Source organism: Pontivivens nitratireducens (genome assembly GCF_011290545.1).
GTDB classification, from domain to species: domain Bacteria; phylum Pseudomonadota; class Alphaproteobacteria; order Rhodobacterales; family Rhodobacteraceae; genus Pontivivens; species Pontivivens nitratireducens.
In genome coordinates, this window is sequence record NZ_CP049811.1 from 2,895,219 (window position 1) to 2,915,685 (window position 20,467).

At 65.2% G+C, this 20,467-nt stretch carries 19 protein-coding genes; 8 read left to right on the forward strand and 11 right to left on the reverse strand.

What is annotated here, in order from left to right; genetic code table 11:
• Positions 1-14 precede the first annotated feature (14 nt).
• The 4 genes from G8E03_RS14240 to G8E03_RS14255 form a co-directional block, all read right to left on the reverse strand.
• A complete protein-coding gene (locus G8E03_RS14240) occupies positions 15-446 on the reverse strand; it encodes a DUF1294 domain-containing protein (protein ID WP_205793144.1) in 432 nt (143 codons plus the stop codon).
• Positions 433-2,958 (reverse strand): DNA translocase FtsK, encoded by a 2,526-nt coding sequence (locus tag G8E03_RS14245; protein WP_166193326.1) that lies wholly within the window; start codon positions 2,956-2,958, stop codon positions 433-435. The genes G8E03_RS14240 and G8E03_RS14245 overlap by 14 nt, the downstream gene beginning before the upstream one ends.
• Positions 2,955-4,160, reverse strand: coding sequence for an aminotransferase class I/II-fold pyridoxal phosphate-dependent enzyme (locus G8E03_RS14250; protein ID WP_166194300.1), 1,206 nt, complete (start codon positions 4,158-4,160; stop codon positions 2,955-2,957). The genes G8E03_RS14245 and G8E03_RS14250 overlap by 4 nt, the downstream gene beginning before the upstream one ends.
• Before the next feature lie 132 nt (positions 4,161-4,292).
• A complete protein-coding gene (locus G8E03_RS14255; RefSeq protein WP_166193329.1) occupies positions 4,293-5,519 on the reverse strand; it encodes a UbiH/UbiF/VisC/COQ6 family ubiquinone biosynthesis hydroxylase in 1,227 nt (408 codons plus the stop codon).
• Between the two features lie 84 nt (positions 5,520-5,603).
• On the opposite strand from G8E03_RS14255, the gene G8E03_RS14260 reads away from it, so the two are divergent.
• Entirely contained in the window at positions 5,604-6,941 is a 1,338-nt protein-coding gene (locus G8E03_RS14260; protein ID WP_166193332.1) for an amidase, read from the forward strand.
• A 40-nt stretch (positions 6,942-6,981) separates the two neighbouring features.
• Here the strand turns inward: G8E03_RS14260 and G8E03_RS14265 are convergent, their stop codons facing one another.
• The 3 genes from G8E03_RS14265 to G8E03_RS14275 are packed head-to-tail and all read right to left on the reverse strand — an operon-like array spanning position 6,982 to position 9,843.
• Complete coding sequence (locus G8E03_RS14265; protein ID WP_166193335.1) at positions 6,982-7,413, reverse strand: GNAT family N-acetyltransferase; 432 nt, start codon at positions 7,411-7,413, stop codon at positions 6,982-6,984.
• 7 nt (positions 7,414-7,420) lie between these two features.
• On the reverse strand, positions 7,421-8,425 hold the full coding sequence (locus tag G8E03_RS14270) for a YcjF family protein (RefSeq protein WP_166193338.1): 1,005 nt from the start codon (positions 8,423-8,425) through the stop codon (positions 7,421-7,423).
• Positions 8,422-9,843, reverse strand: coding sequence for a YcjX family GTP-binding protein (locus G8E03_RS14275; protein WP_430693189.1), 1,422 nt, complete (start codon positions 9,841-9,843; stop codon positions 8,422-8,424). The genes G8E03_RS14270 and G8E03_RS14275 overlap by 4 nt, the downstream gene beginning before the upstream one ends.
• A gap of 96 nt (positions 9,844-9,939) precedes the next feature.
• Here G8E03_RS14275 and truA point away from each other — a divergent pair, with 96 nt between their 5' ends.
• Positions 9,940-10,737, forward strand: coding sequence for a tRNA pseudouridine(38-40) synthase TruA (gene truA / locus G8E03_RS14280; RefSeq protein WP_166193341.1), 798 nt, complete (start codon positions 9,940-9,942; stop codon positions 10,735-10,737).
• Here the strand turns inward: truA and G8E03_RS14285 are convergent.
• From G8E03_RS14285 to cobU, 3 genes are all read right to left on the reverse strand, one after another.
• On the reverse strand, positions 10,719-11,567 hold the full coding sequence (locus G8E03_RS14285) for a glutathione S-transferase (protein WP_166193344.1): 849 nt from the start codon (positions 11,565-11,567) through the stop codon (positions 10,719-10,721). The two genes, truA and G8E03_RS14285, sit on opposite strands and share 19 nt — an antisense overlap.
• Positions 11,568-11,650: 83 nt before the next feature.
• On the reverse strand, positions 11,651-12,238 hold the full coding sequence (locus G8E03_RS14290; protein WP_166193347.1) for a histidine phosphatase family protein: 588 nt from the start codon (positions 12,236-12,238) through the stop codon (positions 11,651-11,653).
• Positions 12,228-12,785 carry a bifunctional adenosylcobinamide kinase/adenosylcobinamide-phosphate guanylyltransferase gene (gene cobU, locus G8E03_RS14295; RefSeq protein ID WP_166193350.1) on the reverse strand — a complete coding sequence of 186 codons (558 nt, stop codon included), beginning with the start codon at positions 12,783-12,785 and terminating at the stop codon, positions 12,228-12,230. Before cobU ends, G8E03_RS14290 begins: the two co-directional genes overlap by 11 nt.
• Before the next feature lie 96 nt (positions 12,786-12,881).
• On the opposite strand from cobU, the gene G8E03_RS14300 reads away from it, so the two are divergent.
• The 6 genes from G8E03_RS14300 to G8E03_RS14325 all read left to right on the forward strand — a co-directional run bounded on the left by G8E03_RS14300 (position 12,882) and on the right by G8E03_RS14325 (position 17,857).
• Positions 12,882-13,760: an RNA polymerase factor sigma-32 gene (locus tag G8E03_RS14300; RefSeq protein WP_166193353.1), complete on the forward strand. Its 879-nt coding sequence runs from the start codon at positions 12,882-12,884 to the stop codon at positions 13,758-13,760.
• A 61-nt stretch (positions 13,761-13,821) separates the two neighbouring features.
• Complete coding sequence (locus tag G8E03_RS14305) at positions 13,822-14,649, forward strand: ChaN family lipoprotein (protein ID WP_205793146.1); 828 nt, start codon at positions 13,822-13,824, stop codon at positions 14,647-14,649.
• A gap of 49 nt (positions 14,650-14,698) precedes the next feature.
• The gene (coaBC, locus tag G8E03_RS14310) at positions 14,699-15,889 is read left to right on the forward strand and encodes a bifunctional phosphopantothenoylcysteine decarboxylase/phosphopantothenate--cysteine ligase CoaBC (RefSeq protein WP_166193359.1); all 1,191 of its coding nucleotides are present in this window, start codon (positions 14,699-14,701) and stop codon (positions 15,887-15,889) included.
• Entirely contained in the window at positions 15,886-16,386 is a 501-nt protein-coding gene (dut, locus tag G8E03_RS14315) for a dUTP diphosphatase (protein ID WP_166193362.1), read from the forward strand. The genes coaBC and dut overlap by 4 nt, the downstream gene beginning before the upstream one ends.
• The gene (locus G8E03_RS14320; protein ID WP_166193365.1) at positions 16,383-17,090 is read left to right on the forward strand and encodes a GNAT family N-acetyltransferase; all 708 of its coding nucleotides are present in this window, start codon (positions 16,383-16,385) and stop codon (positions 17,088-17,090) included. Before dut ends, G8E03_RS14320 begins: the two co-directional genes overlap by 4 nt.
• The gene (locus G8E03_RS14325) at positions 17,087-17,857 is read left to right on the forward strand and encodes a HesA/MoeB/ThiF family protein (RefSeq protein ID WP_166193368.1); all 771 of its coding nucleotides are present in this window, start codon (positions 17,087-17,089) and stop codon (positions 17,855-17,857) included. The genes G8E03_RS14320 and G8E03_RS14325 overlap by 4 nt, the downstream gene beginning before the upstream one ends.
• On the opposite strand, the gene G8E03_RS14330 is transcribed toward G8E03_RS14325, so the two are convergent.
• Positions 17,854-20,343, reverse strand: a complete 2,490-nt coding sequence (locus G8E03_RS14330; protein ID WP_166193371.1) for a GcvT family protein — start codon at positions 20,341-20,343, stop codon at positions 17,854-17,856. The genes G8E03_RS14325 and G8E03_RS14330 overlap by 4 nt on opposite strands.
• Positions 20,344-20,467 lie beyond the last annotated feature (124 nt).

Consider the following 20,467-nt stretch of genomic DNA (forward strand, 5'->3'; position numbering starts at 1 on the left):
TCATACGGGCAGCTTCATTCGCTACGCCGCCAAACCACGATAGGTCGCTCTTTCTGCACCTCCAAGGCTGGCTCTTTCGTTTCCGTCATCACCGCGGCGATAGTCTTTGAGACTATCTCATGCTCACGCATAAGCCCTACCGGATTCGTCCAATATACAAGAGTCAGAACGCAAGGCACCCAGATGGCTTGTCGAATTGCGATCCGTCTGAGTTGGCTGGAAAACGGTTCCTTGCGCGTCTTGTGCCGCAATGTCCGTCGCGCATAGTACGCCGCCGGTGCGCCGCCGCGTGCCGTCCATCGTAGCAGCGCGTATTCGGGGATGCGCCACTCACCGTTCAGGGATCGTGCCTTGTCCTGCGCAAACCCTTGATATGTCCAGTGATTCATCCAACCAAAATAGATCACGACCAACAGCGTCGTGATGGCGAAATCAGGAATGTCCATTCGCGATTTCCGGCACCAGAATGTCACGTTTGCCAACCTTGTTAGCTTGTGAGACGACGCCGTTATCCTCCATCTGCTCAACTAGGCGCGCGGCCTTGTTATAGCCGATGGCCAGTTTGCGCTGGATATAGCTGGTCGAACATTTCCGGTCGCGCGCGACGATGCCAACCGCTTGATCGTAAAGGGCGTCCTCCGACCCGGTATTGCCGCCGAGGCCCAGAACAAGGTCAATATCGCTTTCAGCTTCATCATCGGGACCGTCCACCACGCCCGAGACGTATTCGGGGGCACCCAGCGCCTTGAGGTGATTGACGACGTCCTCGACCTCCTCGTCAGAAACGAAGGGCCCGTGAACCCGCGTCACCCGACCGCCGCCGGCCATGTAGAGCATGTCACCCATGCCCAGCAACTGCTCCGCCCCCATCTCTCCCAAAATGGTGCGGGAATCGATCTTGGATGTGACCTGAAAGGAAATCCGCGTCGGAAAGTTCGCCTTGATCGTACCGGTGATAACATCCACCGATGGACGCTGCGTCGCCATGATCAGATGGATACCCGACGCCCGCGCCATCTGCGCAAGGCGTTGAATACAAGCCTCGATTTCCTTACCCGCGACCATCATCAGATCGGCCATCTCATCCACGATTACGACGATGAACGGCATCTTTTCGGGGGCGAACTCCTCCGTCTCGAAAATCGGCTCACCGGTATCCTCATCAAATCCGGTCTGCACGGTGCGTGAGAAGTTCTCACCCTTCGCCAGCGCATCCGCCACCTTGCTGTTGTAGCCGTCGATGTTGCGAACGCCCATCTTGGACATCTTGCGATAGCGCTCCTCCATCTCCGCCACGGTCCATTTCAGGGCCACGACAGCCTTTTTCGGATCGGTGACGACCGGGCTGAGCAGATGGGGAATGCCGTCATAGACGCTGAGTTCCAGCATCTTAGGGTCGATCATGATCATCCGGCAATCCTCCGGCCCCAGACGGTAGAGCAGGCTGAGGATCATCGTGTTGATCGCCACGGACTTGCCCGATCCCGTGGTTCCCGCGATCAGCAAATGCGGCATACGGGCGAGGTTCGCGACAATCGGGTCGCCGCCGATATCCTTGCCCAGCGCCAGCGGCAGCTTGTGCTTGCTGTCGCCATAGGACGCGGCGGAGAGGATCTCGCGCAGCAGGACCTTCTCCCTGTTTTCATTGGGCAATTCGATGCCGATGATGCTGCGGCCCGGCACGGTGGAGACTCGCGCCGCCAGGGCAGACATTGACCGCGCGATGTCATCGGCAAGTCCGATGACCCGCGACGCCTTGAGGCCCGGCGCCGGTTCCAGCTCGTACATCGTGACGACAGGCCCGGGTTTGACCGACACAATCTCCCCCCGGATGCCGTAATCGTCCAGCACGCTTTCCAGCATGCGGGCGTTCTGCTCCAGCGCCTCATCGCTAAGATGCTGGCGCACGATGCCTGCGGTGCTTTCCAGCAAGGACAGCGCCGGTCGGTCATAGGCTTCGACCTCACCCTCGGGCTCGAAGCCTAGGCGGGGTTGCTCCTCCTCCTGCGCGGTGCGGCTTTTGACGGGCGGCTTGACCGGCTTGTGCTGCACGACAGGGCGGAAGGTCGGATCGGTGCGGGCGGGCGCGACCTCCTCATCCAACACGTGATCATCCTCGTCCATTTCACCGTCCGCGTCACCATCGTGGGTCGCGCGCAGACGCTGCATCAGGTTCGCCGTATCGGGACGCGGCGTTTCGGTATCCTCAGCCCTGGCGGCGTCGAAACCGGGTTCGGCGCGGCGGGTCTTAACTGGTTCTGCAACCGGCTCCCTTTCCGGGCGGGTCAGACGACTGCGTTGCGCCCAGATCAAGCCACCCACCGCGACGACCCCGTCCAGCGCGGATCCCAGCCCGGTCCGCAGGAACCTCACGACACTTTGCCATTCCGCCCGATCGACACCCAGCGCGATCGAGCCCAGCACGATCAACGCAATGCCCAGCACCACGGCAAGGACAGGAACCGCCAGCGTCATCGACAGCGGCATGACGGCCAGCGCCAGTGCCCCGATGCCATCACCGAATTGCCCGCCCAGACCATAATCAGGCAGCCAGCGCACCGGCGGCAGGTGCATCGCGGCAAAGACCGCCGTCAGCGCGATCACCGGCAACAGCAGCATGATCCCCGGAACGAACCTGCCCTCGCCACGCCTCAAAGTGAGGCGACAGCCCCAGACGCCGAGACTGACCGGCAGCGCCCATGCGGCCCACCCGATCGCGCGCATCAGCACTTCGGAAATGCTGGCACCGACATGGCCCAGCGCGTTTTGCGGGGCCCGGTCCACCGAGTTGAAAAAGCTGGGATCGTCCGGCGTCCACGTCCACAGCATCGCGCAGATGAGCAGCGCCAGAACGATCAGAAACAGCCCGAGCGCGCGCCCCGCCCCCTGCCCCAGCGCGGCCTGCAAGCCCGAGGGGATGAAGGGATCGCGTGTGCGGTTCGACGTAAAATAGGTCATGTCGCTGCTCCTCGTTCGCTCTCGATCTGTACGCGGATCGCCTGCAAGCCACGCGCGACGTCCTGTTTGGGCGCGACCAGCGCCACCCGGATATAGCCCGCACCCGGATTGCCACCGCCCAGCCGCGGATCGGTATCGCGGCTGAGATACGAGCCGGGCAGAACCTTCACCCCGTCCTCGCGCCACAGTCTTACGGTCATTTCCTCATCATCGCGCACCGCGATCCACAGGAAGAACCCCGCCTGCGGTGACGTATAGCCCGGCATGTCCGCCAGAGTGCGGTCCGCCAGATCGAACTTCTCGGCATACAAGGCGCGGTTTGCCCTGACATGCGCCTCATCCGCCCAGACCGCCGCCGCCGCCATCTGCGCCGGGATCGGCAGGGGCGCCCCAGCATAGGAGCGGAGCTGCTTCATCGCCGCGATGGTGCGCGGCCCGCCTGCGCAGAAGCCGGATCGCAGGCCCGGCAGGTTCGACCGCTTCGACAGGCTGTGGAATGCCATCACCCGCTCGGGGTCGTGATCGCGCGCCACGCTCAGGGCACCGACGGGCGGTGCATCGCGGTAGATTTCTGAATAGCATTCATCCGCGAAGATGCGGAAATCATGTTCCTCCGCCAGGTTCAGCAGATCGTTCCAATAGGACTCATCCGCGACCGCCCCTTGCGGATTGGCCGGTGAGCACATGTAGACTGCGGCCGTCCGCTCCAGCAAATCCCGTGGCACGGCTGCGAAATCCGGCAGGAAGCCATTGTCGGCGGTGGCGGGAACATAGACGGGCTGAGCCCCGGCGGTCATCGCGGACACCGCGTAGCATTGATAGAATGGGTTTGGCAGCAACACGACAGGCCGCGCGCCGTTCTTGGTTTCCGGCACCAGCGCGATACAGGCCGCGAACAGCCCCTCGCGCGTTCCGTTCAGGGGCAGGATATGCCGATCCGCGTCCAGTTCCACCTGATAACGGCGCGACACCCAATCGCAGATGGCGTTGCGCAGGGCCGGCACCCCCTCGTTCGGCGGGTACTTTGCAAAGCCGGCGGTGTTTTGCGCCAGCACTTCGTCCAACATGGGCGGCAAAGGATGCATCGGCTCCCCAATGGACATCGGCAAAGGCTCGCCCCCCGGCGACACCGGGTCGAGCAGCGCGCGCAGGCGCGGGAAAGCATATTCCGGCAAATCGGAAAACCGCTGGGGATACTGCATATGTGCCTCGTGACCGGGATCATTGCGCCCCGTTTCACCTTCCACCATAGCCCCGAACACGCCCTCCGGTCCAGTCCGACGCGCAGGACCTCGGTTTTCACTTTCCCGAAATATCCCCGCCGGAGGCAACGCCTACAAAGGGCGCCCCCGCATCAGACGGGGCAGATCGCCGCCAAGCCCGGCTGCCTCACGCATGAAGCCCCGGCGCAGGGGCGCAGTCGCGTTTACCGCACCCAGGCCAAGATCGCGCAAACCGCGCAGCAGCGTGTTGTCATTGGAGAACAGACGGTTCAGCCCGTCGGTGGCCATTGCCAGACCCGCTGTGTCGAACCGCCGCCACCGGGCATAACGCTCCAGCACCGGGCCGCGCGCCCAGTCCTCGCCGCGCCTTTTGGCGTCGGTCAGCACCTCGGCCAGGGTTGCCACGTCGCGCACGCCCAAGTTCAGCCCCTGCCCGGCCAGCGGATGAATCCCATGCGCGGCATCCCCGACCAGCACCACACGCTCCGCCGTCCAGTGCTCGGCCAGGCTCAGCCCCAGCGGATAGGCGAAGCGCGCGCCTGATAGCTGGACATCGCCCAGAAAATCACCGAAACGCGGCGCGAGGGCGGCCAGATAGTTGTCATCGTCCAGCGCCTGTATCGCCTGCGCCCGCTCTGTGCTTTCCGTCCAGACGATGGACACGCGGTTGCCGCGCAGGGGCAGGATCGCCAGCGGCCCCTGCGCGAAGAACATCTGATGCGCCACCCCGTCATGAGGGTGCTCATGCTCCAGCGCGCAGACCAGACTGGTCTGATGGTAATCCGTCTGCATTCGCCGAATTCCCGCGCGGCTGGCCGTATCGGACCCGCGACCATCGCACCCGACAATCAGCTTGCAGGTCAGAACCGTGCCATCCTCCAATGTCAGGGCGGCGCCCCGGGTGTCGGTCTGCTGTGCCACAACGCGGGCCGGGGCGCGCATCTCGATCCGGTCGTCAGCCTGAACCGCCGCCATCAGCGCGGAACGCAAGTGTCGATCCTCGACCATCACGCCGAAGGGGCCCTCCTCCAGCTCATGATGGTCGAAATGCACGTGGTGCGCCGTCGCGCCAAACCCGGCGCGTCCGTCCGCGACCACGATATCCTCGATCGGTTGCGCCATGTCGGCCAGACCGTCCCACAGGCCCAGCGCCCGCAGCAGGTTCTGCGAGCCGAGTGCGAGAGCATAGGACCGTCCATCGAAATCCGGATCGGTGTGCACTTCGACCGGAACGGCATCCAGCACGGTGACGTGGAATCCCGCACGGCTCAGCGCTAGGGCGAGGAGAGGGCCGTTCAGGCCGCCGCCGACGATGGCGATATCTGTATCTTTTTCCATGTCCGTTTATCTAGGGCGCGCGCACGGGAATTGTCCATCGTGTCCGCTCTCGATAGCGTGCGACAAAGCGATCCGGAGATGCCCATGACGAACGACCTGACTTTTCGCCCCGCCTGTGACCTTGGCCGGGAGATCGACGCGGGAACGCTCGATCCGCGCGATGTGGCGGAGGCTTTTCTGGAGGCCATCGCGACCCATCCCGACGCGGATCGGATCTATACATGTACCACGCCACAGCGCGCGCGGGCGGAGGCGGAGGCCGCACACAGGCGGGCACGCAGCGGCACCCGCCGGGGGCCGCTCGACGGGGTTCCGATCTCATGGAAGGACTTGATCGACAGCGCCGGAACCCGGACCGAGGCCGGAACCGCCCTGATGAAGGACCGCATTCCGGCCCATGACGCGGACGTGCTGCGCGCCGCCACGCTGGGCGGATCGGTCTGTCTGGGCAAGACGCATCTGACGGAACTCGCCTTTGCCGGGCTGGGCTACAACCCGATCACGGCGACGCCGCCCAATATCCACGATCCCGCGCTGGCGCCGGGGGGATCGTCCTCGGGGGCGGCGACCTCTGTCGCGTTCGGGCTGGCGGCGGCGGGCATCGGATCGGATACCGGCGGATCGGTGCGGGTGCCTGCGGCGTGGAACGATCTGATCGGGCTGAAGACGACGGCCCCGCGCGTGTCGCTGCGCGGGGTGGTTCCATTGGCGACCTTCTTCGATTCCATCGGCCCGTTGTGCCGAACGGTCGAGGACGCAGCGGCCACCCTCGCCCTGATCGAGGGGGGCAAGCCCGTCGATCTGAAGGCGTGCGAGGTGCGCGGCAAACGGTTTCTGGTGTTGGAGACATCCGCCTTGGAAGAGATCGACGATGCGCCGCTGTCCGCGTTCGAGGATGCCGTGGACCGCCTCGCCACGGCAGGGGCCAGTATCGTGCGCGGCAAGATCGACGCGGTGGCCCGCGCCATGCCGCTCTCGGCCAAGCTGTTCGCGCCCGAAGCCTATGCCATTCAGGGTGAATTGATCGAAAGCGCGCCGGAATTGATGTTCGCCGAGGTGCGCGAGCGTTTTCGCGCCGGTGCGGATGTCAGCGCGGTGGAGTATCTGCGCGCCCGGACCACCGTGAGCGCATTGCGGGCCGAGTATGCCGCCGCGACGGCCACCTATGATGCTGTCCTGATCCCCAGCGCGCCTATCCTGCCCCCCGACATCGCGCGGCTGGCCAGCGACGGCGCATATTACAGGGCGCAGAACCTCATGGCGCTGCGAAACACGCGGATCGCCAACCTGATGGGACTGGCGGCGTTGCAATTGCCCACGGCCACGCCGATGTGCGGCATCACCGCCATGCGCGGCCCCTTGCAGGAGGAGGCCCTGCTGCGCATCGGTGCGGGAATGGAGCGTGCGCTCGCGGTGATATAGGCGCGGCGGCTGCGGACGTTTCCCTACAGCGGACATTCCCCTATAGCGAAAGTTCCATGTCCTGATGCTCCAGCCCGGCCTCCATGTAGCGCGGACCGACCGGCTGAAACCCGGCGCGGGCGTAGAGCGTGATCGCGGCGATCTGCGAGCCGAGCCTGGCGCGCCGCACCTGCGGCATCTCGGCCAGTTCCGCCAGCATCACGTCCAGCATCCGTCCGCCAAGCCCGCTGCCGCGCATCGCGGGCAAAACGCAGACCCGCCCGATCTTGGCCACCTCATCGCGGATCAGGATCCGGGCCGCCCCCACGGGCTGCCCCCCGATCCGGGCGAGGATGTGCAGACATTCCGCATCCATGCCGTCCAGCTCATCGGCAGGGCTGACGCCCTGTTCACGCACGAAAACCTCATGCCGCAGGGCAAGACAGGCGGATAGGTCGTCTTCGTCCGTCACGAATCGAATGATCTCGGTCATGGGTCGCTCACTCCTTGCGGGACGGAATCATCCCCGTCATCGCGCGTTGCAGGATGTTCGTGACCGACGGTTTGCGCAAGGCTTCGAAGGGAAGCGGACGGCAGACATCCATCGCCGCGACCCCGACCCGTGCGGTCAGGGCACCGTTGACCACGCCCTCTCCGAAGCGGCGCGACAATTTCGACAGCAGACCGCCGCCCGCGACCGCGCCGATCATATCGTCGCCCACGGCCACAGCTCCGGTGGCGATCAGATGCGCGGCCACCGTCTTGAACAAACGCCACGACCCCAGCAAACCGGCCCTGCCGCCATAGATCTCCGCAATGCGCCGGATCATCCGCAAATTCGCCGTCAGCGCCGTGGCCACGTCTGCCAGCGCCAGCGGCAGCAGCGCCGTAACCCCCGCCACGGTACGGGCCGCCACCTCGATCTCCACCCGCGCGGCGGCGTCGAGTGAGGTCAGATAGGCCCGCTCCGCCATGCTCAACAGGGCGTCGGCGTCCAGCACCTCCTCCGCGCCCCGTTTCATGTTTGCCTGTGCCTGGGCCAGTTCGGCACGTCCGGCATACAGGCTGGACAGGCTTGCCGTGACCTTCAGCGCCTCGGCCCGGTCGGCGGACAGCTTCGCCCGCTCCGCCTGCGTCCGCAGGGCATCGACGCGGCCCAACCGGACCAGACCGATCAGTTCGCGCGCCACGGCCAGAACCATGCCCAGGGCCACAACCGCGATCAGGCCGATAACGATGCGTCCCAGAATGACGTTGCGCGCGATCAGGTCCATCGCGAAGGACCACGCCGCGTCCCCGATCATGATCAGGACCAGCGATGTCAACGCCGCCCAGAAAATGCGGGAGAACCACGACCTGCGCCGTGCGGCAACCTTTGTCGCGCGGACCATCGCCACGCCGCTGGCATCGGGCACGGGCGGCGCGGTGGAGGGCGTTACGTCATGCTCGGGCAAATCCTCGATAAAGACGGGGCCCCGGCGGGGCGGGTCTGGCATATCGCTCATCTCAGCCGATCTCCGATCAGGAATTCCGCGGCGCGGTCCAGCCGGATATGCGGCGGGCCATCCCCGGGCGACAGGTCGAGGCGCGGCGGCGCGAACTGCATCACCGAATAGCTATCATCCAGCCACTTCTCCGCCCCCTTGCGCGCGGGGGCCAGCAGTTGCCCCGGATCGCGCGGCAGATCGCCCGCGTGCAGGGCCGCCTCCTTGCCCGTGTCCAGCAGGCGCCCGCGCACCAGATCAAGGGCTTCGCCCTGATGCTGCACCCGCTGCTCGACAGTCGCACGCAACGCGGCGATTGCCAGAGCCTCCGTCCGGGCGCCGCGAAAATCGGCACGGGTCCGGGCATCCGCCACGAGGGCGGACATGATGGCGGCCAGACGGTCGTGCTGGCTGTGGTGCAGGTGGTCCGCCTTGGTCGCCGCGAACAGAACCCTTTCGACCCTGCGCCCCAGGATGGAGCTGAGCCAGGTGTTGGGTCCGGGCCGGAACGCTTGCAGAATATCGGCCATGGATTGACGCAGATCCTCCACCGCTTGCGGACCGGCATGGATCGCGCCCAGCGCATCCACCAGCACCACCTGCCGGTCGATACGTGAGAAATGATCGCGAAAGAACGGTTTGACCACCAGACGCTTGTACGCCTCGAACCGCCGCTCGAATTCCCGCCCCAATGTGCCGGAGCGATACTTGCCCGCCGGCAGCGGCGCGAAGGTCAGCGCGGGGGAGCCTTCCAGATCACCGGGCATCAGGAACCGACCGGGGGCGAAGCCGGACAGGCCTGCCCCGCGCACAGCCGCCAGATAGCCGGTAAAGGCCCGCGCCTGTGCCTGCGCCTCCCCCTCATCCAACGGGGCATCCGGTGCGGCATCGGTCAGCACGCTCAACCACGGCGCGGCAAGAGTTGCGCGGGCGGGCTGCCGGGCACCGTCCAGCACGCCTTGCGACCAGTCAGCATAGCTCATCCCCATCAGCGGCAGGTCCAGCAGCCATTCGCCAGGATAGTCCACGATGTCCAGATGCACGGTGCGCGGGCCGCTCAACCCGCTGATCCAACTGCCGCGCCGCACCTTCAGCGACAGGCGAAGCTGGCTGATCGCGCGGGTGCTGTCGGGCCAGTGCGGGTCGGGACCGCTCAGCGCCGCCAGATGCCGCTCGAAATCGAATCTGGGTATGGTGTCGTCAGGTTGCGGTTGCAGGAAGGCCACCTCGATCCGCCCATCGGCAGCGGCCTGCAATTGCGGCATCCGTCCCCGGTTCAGCAGGTTCGCGACCAGCGAGGTGATGAACACGGTCTTGCCTGCCTTGCTCAACCCCGTGACGCCCAGCCGGATCACCGGGTCGAACAGGGCCTCGCGGGTGGAGCTCTGCGCCTCCTCGACGCTGCGCAGCATTCCTCCGGTGATATCGGTCAGTCTCAAGGGATCCCTCCGCAAACGTTCGTGTGGTATATGGAGCGGATACGGCGCGGTTGCGAGGGTCTTGGCAAAAGCGGACGCACGAGGTAGGGCCAGCGGATGCCCAGATACGCGCTTCGCATCGAATATCACGGCCTGCCGTTTTCCGGCTGGCAACGTCAGGACAACGCGCCCTCGGTTCAGGCCGCGATCGAGGCTGCGCTGGCGAAATTCCTGCGAGAGGCCCCCCTGGTCACGGGCGCGGGGCGCACGGATTCAGGCGTGCATGCCCGCGCGCAGGTCGCCCATGTCGATCTGGATCGGGAGTGGGATACATATCGGTTGAGCCAGGCGATCAATCAGCATCTGCGCCCCAAGCCCGTCGCCATTACCGCCGCCGCACGGGTCGCGGATGACTGGCACGCGCGGTTTTCGGCGCTCGACCGGACGTATCTCTACCGTATTCTGTCGCGCCGCTCACCCGCCGCGATTGATGACGGGCTGGTCTGGCAGGTGCGCCAGCGCATGGATGAGGCCGCGATGCAGGCCGGGGCCGACCGCCTGCTGGGGCAGCACGATTTCACCACCTTCCGCTCCACCGCCTGTCAGGCCGCCAGCCCGGTCAAGACGCTGGACCGTCTGGATGTGCGCCGTGTGGGCGATGAGGTGCACCTGCATGTCAAGGCGCGGTCATTCCTGCACAATCAGGTCCGCAGCTTCGCCGGAACGCTGGAGCGGGTCGGCGCGGGCGCGTGGCAGCCTGAGGATGTGACGACCGCCCTAGAAGCACGCGACCGCACGGCCTGCGGCACGGTCGCGCCCGCCTGCGGGCTGTACCTGATGCATGTCGGCTACCCCGAGGATCCGTTCGCCACCCTGACGCCCGGCCCCACCCCCACCTATCGCAAGAGGGGCTGAAGCCCCGGCCAAGCGCCCGGATCGGCCACGGATTTGTCACGGCAGAACGGATTGCAGAATCCGATGATCCGCCCGTCGATCCGCGCCAATGCGTCGGGGCGGACTGGTGCACCGGAATAGGGGCACGTCTGATTGACCGGGGTCCCGGACGCCACCGCCTCCGCCGGGATACGCTCACCCGGCCAGGGACCGCGCGACAGGTCGAGGTCATAGCCGGGCTGCACGAAATTCTCCGCCAGTCCCATCGCCCGCCAACGCCGCAACGGCCCGTGATCGAGATGCCGCTGCACATAATCCCGCGCCCTTTGCGACACGGGCAGGCCATATGTGACAATACGGGTGGCAATCGGGGCGAAGAAAACGTCCGCGATGGAATACGCGTCGAACAGCCAGCCATCCGCGCCTGCCCACAGGCTCTCGACCCTTGCCAGATCGCGGCGCACCGCGTCGCTCGGCGCGAACCCGTCATAGACGTGGCGCAGATTCATGCCGCATGCGCCGCGCAGCGCGGTGAAGCCGGAATGCACCTCCGCCACCATCGAGCGTGCCCGTGCCCGCTGCCCCGCATCGGCAGGCCACATCTGCGGATGATCCTCGGCCAGCGTTTCGGCCATGGCCAGCGTATCCCAGACCGCGCGCCCGTCTTCCGCGACCATCTGCGGCACCAGATTGCTGCCGCTGGGAACCGCACGCAGGGCGGCTGCCAGCGCGTCGGAATACATCGGGTATTGTCTGACCTTCACCGGAAAGTCGAAAGCCTCGAACAACAGCCAGCCGCGCAGCGACCAGCTGGAATAGGTCCTGTCGCCGATGATAAGGGTCCACGTCATGTCAAATCCTCCGCTGCCGGGTCAGAGGAAGACTGTGCCGTGCGGTGTCCGGGGCGTCCAATCAGGTTTTGGCAGCGGACTGTTCACGGACGGTGATTGACCCTATCGACCGACCAGTCCGCACCGCCGAACCAGGTCATCCGGCTCAACGACAGCGGTTCGATGCGAAAGGACAGGGCCGATTTCGCGGGCATCCGGGTGGCGATGCTCAACGCGGCGAGGATGACGCCCATATGCGCGACCGCAATCACCGGTCCTGCCGTATGCTCTCGCATCACGGCGGCCACGCGGTCGCAAAGCTCATTCCAGCTTTCGCCGTGGGGCGGGCGTGTTTCGCCGGGTGTGTCCCAGAATGCCCGCGCCAGCGCCGGATCGACGGCCGGATCGTCGAAGGCCAGATCCTCCCACGCGCCGTAATGCAGTTCACGCAGCCGCGGATCGGTCACGGGCGTCAGGCCCAGCGCACGCGCGGTCGATCGCGCGCGGCTCAGGTCCGAGGACAGGACAGCCGCCCCCGTTGGTAGCACCGCGCGCAACCGCGCCAGTGCCGCATGATCCGACAGATCGGCGGGCCTGTCCGTATGCCCGACCATGCGCGCGGCATGGGTCGGGCCGTGCCGGATCCACCACCACTCGACCGGTCGCGCGCTTGCCTTTTCATCATCCGACATTAAGCGGCAAATTACCCTTCAGAACCAACGGCAAGCCCGCAACGACCAATACAGCAAGGCCCGCACGCGCCGCCACCATCTGGTTCAATCGCCCCTGTGCGTCGCGAAATCTGCGACCCAGAGAATTATCTGGAACCAATCCCATTCCCACGTCGTTGGAAACACAGACGACATGTGCGCGACAGGCGGACAAGGCCTCGACAAGATCGCTGCATGTCGCCTCTACGTCACGGTTCGCCAGCAGAATGTTGGACAGCCAGAGGGTCAGACAGTCAATGAGCACCACTTCGCCATCCTTTCGGGACAAGACGACCTGCTTCAGGTCCAACGGCGCCTCGATGGTATTCCAGTCCGGCCCCCTGTCCACCACGTGCTGTGCGATCCTTTCCTCCATCTCTGTATCGTATGCTTGAGCGGTGGCGACATATGTCAACGCGCCGCCGGTTCGCGCAGCATTGCGCGCCAGCCCTTCGGCCAGACGGGACTTTCCCGACCGCGCCCCGCCCAGGACGAACTGCAGATTTGTTAATATTTCCGCGCCAGACATGGCGTGCATCCCCTGCTGATCCGACCCGCCAACCGGGACGTATCACCCTTAAACAGTGCAGGACCAAACCTGCAATCGCAACAGCTGGAGAATGATATGGCTATGGACGATTCCATCGCACGTTCGGTAACGCGCCACGCAATGAGCGCTGAGATGCTGGATGCCGAAACCGAGCTTGCCCTGGCGCGTGCCTGGCGCGATGACGGGTGTGAGCGGTCGCTGCACCGGCTGGTCAACGCCTATATGCGCCTCGCGGTGTCCATGGCCTCCAAATATCGTCGCTACGGGGCCTCGATGCCCGACCTCATTCAGGAGGCAGGCGTCGGCCTTATGAAGGCGGCGGAGAAATTCGATCCCGAGCGGGGCGTGCGCTTCTCGACCTATGCGGTCTGGTGGATCAAGGCGTCCATTCAGGACTACGTCATGCGCAACTGGTCGATGGTGCGCACCGGCTCCACCTCCAGCCAGAAGGCGCTGTTCTTCAACCTGCGCCGCGTCAAGGCGAAGCTGGAGCGTGAGGGCCAGGGTCTGGACCCCGTATCCGGTCAGCAAATGCGCGAGATGATCGCAATCGAGGTCGGCGTTCCCCTGCGCGATGTGGAGATGATGGAGGCCCGCTTGAGCGGCTCCGACTTCTCGCTCAACGCTCAGCAGGCCGGTGACGAAGGCCGCGAATGGGTCGAAGCGCTGGAGGATGACGGCCCCCGCGCCGAGGAAACAGTCAGCGCCGATGTGGATCTGATCCGCGTTCGCGGCTGGATCGCCGATGCAATGGACGCCCTGACCACGCGTGAGCGGATGATCGTGATCGAGCGCAAGATGCGCGACGATCCGCGTACTCTGGAAAGCCTCGGCAATGAGCTGGGTCTGTCAAAGGAACGCATCAGGCAGTTGGAGGCGCAGGCCCTCAAGAAACTGCGCAAGCGGCTTGAGGCGAACAACGGCGCCTCGGTCGAGATGCTTGCCCTTGCCTGATACCCCATATTGACGCGATGATAAGGCGCTCGGTCCGACAGGCCCGGGCGCCTTGTCTGTTATGAGAGATATCCATTCCATGCCCCACGTCTTTCGCGCTCTCGCCCTCGTCCTGATCTGGGTGCTGGCCGCCTGCACGGAACCGCCCCGCGACTTTCGCGCCGAGGCTGACGTGGTGATCGTGGGTGAGGTGCATGGCACCGCCGCCCATCACGCCTATCAGGCGCAGGTGGCACAGCAGATGCAACCGGCCGCCATCGTCTTCGAGCAGATTTCCGGGTCGCAGACCGCCCGCCTGAATGGCCTGATGCGCACGCAGACCGATCCGGTCGTGATTGCCCGGGCCCTGGATTGGGAAAACAGCGGCTGGCCCGGTTTCGGGTTCTACTACGACATCATGCGGGCGGCCCCAGACGCCCAGATTGTCGGTGGCGGCGCGGCCCGCAGCGATGTGCGGCTGGCCAGACAACAGGGCGCTGCGACGGCATTCGGCGCGCTGTCAGCCCGTTTCGGCATCGACCAGCCCCTGCCGCCGTCGCAACGCGCCGCCCGCGCACTGGCGCAGACCGACGCACATTGTGGCGCCATCCCGCCCAACGTCGCCGCTGGTTTCGTCGAGGCGCAGAGGTTTCGCGATGCCGTCCTCGCCCAAACCGTCCTGCTGGCACGTGAGCGTGTGAACGGTGGAAAGGTCCTGCTGATTACCGGCAATGCTCATGCCCGCGTCGATTACGGGGTGCCCGCCCTTCTGGCGGCGGCGGACCCGTCGCTGAGCGTTTTCAGCATCGGTCAGGTCGCGCCGGGGGACACGACGCCCTTCAACGACGTGCGGATCGGCTTGATCGCGCAGGATGCCGATCTTTGCGACGGGTTTGTCGCGCCCTCTTGATGCAGGTCGCGCGTGCGGATAGCTCTGACATCAGGACGGGGGTCGGCATATGAGCGTGAAACGCATACTTCTCATCATCTCGGGCGGGATCGCGGCGTATAAAAGCCTCGAACTGATCCGTCTGTTCCGCGCTGAAGGCATTGGCGTGACGCCGGTGATGACGCGGGCGGCGGAACAGTTCGTCACCCCGCTCAGCGTTGCGGCGCTGGCCGGATCCGACGTGCACCGTGATCTGTGGGACCTGACGGCGGAGGCCGAGATGGGCCATATCCAGCTGTCCCGCTCCGCCGATCTGATCGTCGTGGCGCCCGCCACCGCGAACCTGATGGCGAACATGGCCCACGGTGCCGCCACGGATATGGCGACCACTCTGTTGCTTGCGACGGACACGCCCGTTCTGGTCGCCCCGGCGATGAATGTGCGGATGTGGACCCATGCGGCGACACAGCGCAACCTGGCAACGCTGCGCGATGATGGCATCCGCTTTGCCGGCCCGGATGAGGGCGATATGGCCTGCGGTGAATACGGCCCCGGTCGCATGGCCGAACCGCCTGCGATCCTGGCCGCAGCCAAGGCGATGCTGCGCGACGGGCCGTTGCGGGGAAAGCGTATCCTCGTCACCTCCGGCCCCACGCATGAGCCGATCGACCCCGTGCGCTATATCGCCAACAGGTCATCCGGCGCGCAGGGCACGGCCATAGCCGAGGCCCTGTCCGCATTGGGGGCCGAGGTCGTCTTCGTCACCGGACCCGCCGACACCCCCCGCCCCATATCCGCCGAAGTGGTGGAGGTAGAGACCGCCCGCCAGATGGCCGCGGCGGTGGATGCCGCCCTGCCCTGCGACGCCGCCGTTTTCTGCGCAGCAGTCGCGGACTGGCATGTGGTCGGCGCGGGATCGTCCAAGATCAAGAAGGACGGCACCGGCGCGCCCCCCGGATTCGAGCTTGCCGAAAATCCCGACATTCTGGCAACCGTGTCGCGCGGCGACAAACGGCCCCGACTGGTGGTCGGCTTCGCGGCGGAAACCGATGATGTCATCGCTCATGCCACTGCCAAGAGGAAACGCAAGGGCTGCGACTGGATCGTCGCCAATGACGTCAGCCCCGCCACAGGCATCATGGGCGGCACGCAGAACGCAGCGATCCTGATCACGGCCGAGGGCGCAGATCCTTGGCTCCGCATGAGCAAGGCCGAAACGGCCGCGACCCTTGCCGCGCGTATGGCGGAGGCACTGACATGAGCGGCCTGAAACTTGCGGTTCCCGGTCTAGATGTCCGGGTTTCACGCACGGCGGAAAGTGACCCGGATATCCCCCTGCCCCGCTACGCGACCAAGGGTGCGGCGGGTATGGATGTCTATGCCAATTTTGGCACCAACAAACGCGGGCGCGGTGTCACCCTGATGCCCAATGGACGCGCACTGATCCCCACCGGTCTGATGATGGAGATCCCGCGCGGCTACGAAATTCAGGTGCGCCCCCGCTCCGGCCTGGCGCTGCGCCATGGGGTCACGGTTGCGAACGCGCCCGGCACCGTGGACAGCGACTATCGCGGCGAGGTTGCGGTCATCCTCATCAATCTGGGGCATGAGGTCTTCGATATCAGCCACGGCGACCGGATCGCGCAGATTGTTCTGGGCCCCGTGACGCATGTAAACTGGATCGTTACGTCCGAGTTGGAAAAGACGGAGCGCGGCGCTGGCGGTTTCGGTTCCACCGGGCGCAACGACAAGGCATGAGCGGCCTTTTCGGCACGCTGGCCAGCGGTGGATTTCTGATTCTGCTGGTGGCGGCGGGGTTCGGGTTCGGTTTCGCGCTGGTGGCTGGGCAGGGGCGCAAACGCTCCGCCATGATCGGCGGGCTGTGCGCGGTGCTGCTGGCCGCGATCCTGTCCGCCAGCCCGGTCTTTCGCGCGAACATGACGGGGGCGATCACGGTGCTGTTCGTTCTCGGCCTGCTCGCGCTACCGGTCATGTTCTACGCATTCGTCCTGCGCCAGATCAGGCGGCGCAACGCCCCTGCACTGAACCCACTGCCCGCCGGTCTGCGCCTGATCGAACAGGATGACGCCCTGTTTCGTGAGACACTGGAACACTTGCGGGATGAAAATGCACGGCAACCGGACTATTCGCGGCAAACATTCTCCATCGCGTGGCGGGATGCGCGTGGCGCCGTTCTGGCCAGCGTCAGGTGTGAGATCTTGATGGGACTGGCCGAGATGCGGGCGCTGTATGTGCAACCCGAGATGCGCGACAAAGGGCTGGGCCGCCAGGTGTTGCAAGCCGCACTGGATGAGGCGAAATCCCGTGGCGCGGCACGTGCCATGCTGCATACTTTCGACTGGCAGGTGCCTGACTTCTATCGCCATCTAGGCTGGACCCGAACGGGCGAGGTCTCCTATCCCGCCGGCCCCCGCCGCATCCAGTTCGAGAAGCAATTATGACCCTGACACCGGAAGAGTTGACCCGCTATGCCCGCCACATCGTCCTGCGAGAGGTCGGCGGCCCCGGCCAGATGAAGCTGCGCGCCGCGCGGGCTCTGATCGTCGGGGCGGGCGGCTTGGGCGCGCCAGCCTCCATGTATCTGGCCGCCGCCGGTGTTGGCACCATAGGGATCGTCGATGATGACACGGTGTCGCTGTCGAACCTGCAACGCCAGATCGTGCATGACACCACCAGCATCGACACGCCCAAGGTCGAAAGCGCGGCCCGAACGCTCAATCGCATCAATCCCCACGTCGCGGTGGAGGGGCACGCCCAACGCCTGACACAGCAGGCCAGCCCCGACATGATCGATGGACCCGACCTTATCGACGGCTATGACCTGATCCTGGACGGCTCCGACAGTTATCAAACGCGCTATCTGGTCAACGCCCTGTGCGTCGCGGCGGGCAAGCCACTGATTTCCGCCGCGATGACGCAGTGGGAGGGGCAGGTCAGCCTGTATCATCCCGCTGCGGGAACCCCGTGCTATGCCTGCGTCTTTCCACAAGCGCCTGCGGATGGCCTCGCCCCCAGCTGCGCGGAGGCCGGGATCGTCGGGGCGCTTGGCGGTATCATCGGCTCCATGATGGCGATGGAGGCGATCAAGCACATCACGGGCGCGGGGCAAACCCTGGCCGGATCGCTGCTGCTTTACGATGCGCTCTATGCGGACAGCCGCCGGATCACGATTGCCCGCGACCCGGCATGCAAGGTCTGCGGGGTCTAGCCGTTCATCCGAATGGCGGCATTGCCGGGATCGTAGGGTGAATCCTCGACGACTTCCGCGTCCCAAGTCTTGTTGAACATCCGCGCCTTCAGCCTGGTCCCGACCGCAGCCAGTGCGGGATCGACATAGCCGATGCCGATGGACTTGCCGAAGGCCACGGAATAGCCGCCCGAGGTCAGACGCCCGATCACCGCCCCGTCATGCAGCAGCGCCTCACGCCCCCACGGGTCCGCGTCGTCTGGCCCGTCGATCAGCACCGTGATGCATTTCGAGCGGATGCCGGTGTCGAGCATGGCCTGCTTACCCCGAAAGTCCTTGTCCATATCGACGAAACGGTCCAGCCCGGCCTCCAGCGGGGTGGCGTCGCGGCCTAGGTCGGAGCCGAAAGCGCGGTAGCTTTTTTCCTGCCGCAGCCAGTTTTGCGCCCGTGCACCGCACAGCTTCAGCCCATGTTTTTCGCCCGCCTGCATCAGCAGGTCGTACAGATAGTTCTGCATCTCGATCGGGTGATGCAATTCCCAGCCCAGCTCTCCGGTATAGGCCACACGGATCGCCTTGACCGGGCACATGCCCAGATCGATATTTTTCGCCGACAGCCACGGAAACGCCTTGTTCGTCAACGCATTTTCGGGGGTCGCGTCCGAGATGATTTCCTTGAGAATATCGCGGCTGGCCGGCCCTGCGAGGGCAAAGACTCCCCATTGAGTGGTCACATCCTGCACCTCGATCCAGCCGAATTCGTCGCGCTTCCTCGCGGCCTCCTTGACCAGATAATCGTGATCATAGGCCTGCGCCGCCCCGGCGGTGACGAGGTAATATTGGTCCTCGCCCTCACGCACGATGGTGAATTCGGTGCGGATGGTGCCCTTGTCCGTCAGGCCGTAGGTCAGGTTGATCCGGCCGATCCGGGGCAGCTTGTTGCAGGTCAGCCAGTCCAGAAACCGCGTCGCCCCCGGTCCTGTGATCCGGTGCTTGGCAAAGGCGGTGGCGTCGAACAGGCCGGCGGTTTCGCGCACGGCCTTCGCCTCGGCCTCGACATATTGCCACCAGCCCCCCCGACGAAAGGACCGCGCGGCGTGATCGTCGAACCCGGCGGGCGCGAAGTAATTCGGCCGCTCCCACCCGTTCACCTGCCCGAACTGCGCCCCGGCGGCGGCCATGCGGTCATGGCACGGAGCGGTGCGCAAGCCGCGCGCCGCGGGGCGTTCCTCATCCGGGTGGTGCAGGATATAGACGTGTTCGTAGGCTTCCTCGTTCTTCTTCGCCGCGTATTCACGGTTGACCCAGCCGCCGAACCGGCGCGGGTCGAGCGACCACATGTCAATCTCGGCCTCCCCCTCGGTGATGAGTTGGCTGAGGTAGTGCCCCGCCCCGCCCGCCGCCGTGATCCCGAAAGAGAACCCTTCGGCGAACCAAAAATTCTCCACCCCCGGCGCGGGTCCGATCAGTGGATTACCGTCGGGGGTGTAGCAGATCGGGCCGTTGAAATCGTCCTTCAGCCCGCAATTTTCCGTCGAGGGGATCCGGTGGATCATCGACATGTATTCCTGCTCGATCCGCCCCAGATCCAGGGGGAACAGATCGGCGCGGAAGCTGTCGGGAACCCCGAACTTGAAACAGGCGGGCGCATTACGCTCATACGGGCCGAGGATCCAGCCACCGCGCTCCTCACGCACGTACCACTTGGCATCGGCATCGCGCAGCACGGGATGCTCGCCATGCGTCCGGCGATAATCGACCAGGGCGGGGTCCTTTTCGGTCACGATGAACTGATGCTCGACGGGTATCGCGGGAATGTAGGCCCCGATCATCGCGGCGGTGCGCTGCGCGTGGTTGCCGGTGGCGGTTATGACATGCTCGCAAGTGATGTCGAAGGTTTCCCCCCCCCCGATCAGGTTGCCGCCCCGGTCGAGCATCCGGCGGCAATGCACGATCCATTCGTCGCCGCGCCGGGTGAAGCCATCGACCTGCACGCGGCGCATTATTTCAACGCCGCGCTGGCGCGCACCCTTGGCCATGGCCTGCGTCACGTCGGCGGGATTGATGTAGCCATCGGTGGGGTGATAGATCGCGCCCTCCAAATCCTCTGTGCGCAACAGGGGCCAGCGGTCCTTCATCTGGGCGGGGGTCAGCCATTCAAACGGCACACCGACCGATTCCGCCGTGGTGGCGTAGGTCATGTATTCGTCCATCCGCGCCGTCGACTGGGCCATGCGCAGGTTGCCGACGACGGAAAATCCTGCGTTCAGGCCGGTCTCTTCCTCCAACGTCTTGTAGAACTTGATGGAATAGTCGTGGATCCACGTCGTCGCGTAGCTCATGTTGAAATAGGGCAGCAGGCCAGCCGCGTGCCAGGTGGACCCGGCGGTCAGCTCATCGCGTTCCAGCAACAGGGTGTCGGTCCAGCCTGCCTTTGCCATGTGATAGGCGATGGAGGCGCCGACCGCCCCCCCTCCGACGACGACTGCGCGTGCGTGCGTTCTCATCCCGACCGACCCCTGGCTGACTATCGTTGCCATCCTTTCTAGCCGATACGGCACGGCGGCGAAGCGGCGCTACGACCGATAAGGGATCGATTCCGACCTGACAGGTTTGCCGCAGGGGCCTTGT

Coding starts and splice junctions, on each gene's coding strand:
- G8E03_RS14240 (WP_205793144.1), bottom strand. CDS start 446: ATGGACATTCCTGATTTCGCCATCACGACGCTGTTGGTCGTGATCTAT.
- G8E03_RS14245 (WP_166193326.1), bottom strand. CDS start 2,958: ATGACCTATTTTACGTCGAACCGCACACGCGATCCCTTCATCCCCTCG.
- G8E03_RS14250 (WP_166194300.1), bottom strand. CDS start 4,160: ATGCAGTATCCCCAGCGGTTTTCCGATTTGCCGGAATATGCTTTCCCG.
- G8E03_RS14255 (WP_166193329.1), bottom strand. CDS start 5,519: ATGGAAAAAGATACAGATATCGCCATCGTCGGCGGCGGCCTGAACGGC.
- G8E03_RS14260 (WP_166193332.1), top strand. CDS start 5,604: ATGACGAACGACCTGACTTTTCGCCCCGCCTGTGACCTTGGCCGGGAG.
- G8E03_RS14265 (WP_166193335.1), bottom strand. CDS start 7,413: ATGACCGAGATCATTCGATTCGTGACGGACGAAGACGACCTATCCGCC.
- G8E03_RS14270 (WP_166193338.1), bottom strand. CDS start 8,425: ATGAGCGATATGCCAGACCCGCCCCGCCGGGGCCCCGTCTTTATCGAG.
- truA (WP_166193341.1), top strand. CDS start 9,940: ATGCCCAGATACGCGCTTCGCATCGAATATCACGGCCTGCCGTTTTCC.
- G8E03_RS14285 (WP_166193344.1), bottom strand. CDS start 11,567: ATGACGTGGACCCTTATCATCGGCGACAGGACCTATTCCAGCTGGTCG.
- G8E03_RS14290 (WP_166193347.1), bottom strand. CDS start 12,238: ATGTCGGATGATGAAAAGGCAAGCGCGCGACCGGTCGAGTGGTGGTGG.
- cobU (WP_166193350.1), bottom strand. CDS start 12,785: ATGTCTGGCGCGGAAATATTAACAAATCTGCAGTTCGTCCTGGGCGGG.
- G8E03_RS14300 (WP_166193353.1), top strand. CDS start 12,882: ATGGCTATGGACGATTCCATCGCACGTTCGGTAACGCGCCACGCAATG.
- G8E03_RS14305 (WP_205793146.1), top strand. CDS start 13,822: ATGAGAGATATCCATTCCATGCCCCACGTCTTTCGCGCTCTCGCCCTC.
- coaBC (WP_166193359.1), top strand. CDS start 14,699: ATGAGCGTGAAACGCATACTTCTCATCATCTCGGGCGGGATCGCGGCG.
- dut (WP_166193362.1), top strand. CDS start 15,886: ATGAGCGGCCTGAAACTTGCGGTTCCCGGTCTAGATGTCCGGGTTTCA.
- G8E03_RS14320 (WP_166193365.1), top strand. CDS start 16,383: ATGAGCGGCCTTTTCGGCACGCTGGCCAGCGGTGGATTTCTGATTCTG.
- G8E03_RS14325 (WP_166193368.1), top strand. CDS start 17,087: ATGACCCTGACACCGGAAGAGTTGACCCGCTATGCCCGCCACATCGTC.
- G8E03_RS14330 (WP_166193371.1), bottom strand. CDS start 20,343: ATGAGAACGCACGCACGCGCAGTCGTCGTCGGAGGGGGGGCGGTCGGC.